General features: G+C 52.6%; 1 protein-coding gene. It reads right to left on the bottom strand.

Going from position 1 to position 567, the window contains the following annotated elements:
* The coding region (locus SH09_RS15715; RefSeq protein WP_042740538.1) for a hypothetical protein at nucleotides 1-567 on the bottom strand (567 nt) is incomplete at both ends.

Genomic DNA, 567 nt, shown 5'->3' with positions numbered 1-567 from the left:
GTCTGAGTCACTATCTGCGTCTGAATCTGCATCAGCGTCCGCATCTGAGTCGCTATCTGCGTCTGAATCTGCATCAGCGTCCGCGTCTGAGTCACTATCTGCGTCTGAATCTGCATCCGCATCCGCATCTGAGTCACTATCTGCGTCTGAATCTGCATCAGCGTCCGCATCTGAATCTGAGTCTGCATCTGAGTCACTGTCTGCGTCTGAATCTGCATCAGCGTCCGCATCTGAGTCACTATCTGCGTCTGAATCTGCATCAGCGTCTGCATCTGAGTCACTGTCTGCGTCTGAATCTGAGTCTGCATCTGAATCTGAGTCTGCATCTGAGTCGCTGTCCGCATCTGAATCTGAGTCTGCATCTGAGTCACTGTCTGCGTCTGAGTCAGAGTCCGCATCTGAGTCACTGTCCGCATCTGAATCTGAGTCCGCATCTGAATCAGCGTCCGCATCTGAGTCACTGTCTGCGTCTGAGTCACTGTCCGCATCTGAATCTGAGTCCGCATCTGAGTCACTGTCTGCATCTGAGTCAGAGTCTGCATCTGAGTCACTGTCTGCGTCTGAGTC

Source organism: Staphylococcus gallinarum (assembly GCF_000875895.1).
GTDB classification, from domain to species: Bacteria; Bacillota; Bacilli; order Staphylococcales; family Staphylococcaceae; genus Staphylococcus; species Staphylococcus gallinarum.
Note: the sequence above shows the minus strand (reverse complement) of the source record. Positions and strands in the feature narration are given on the sequence as shown.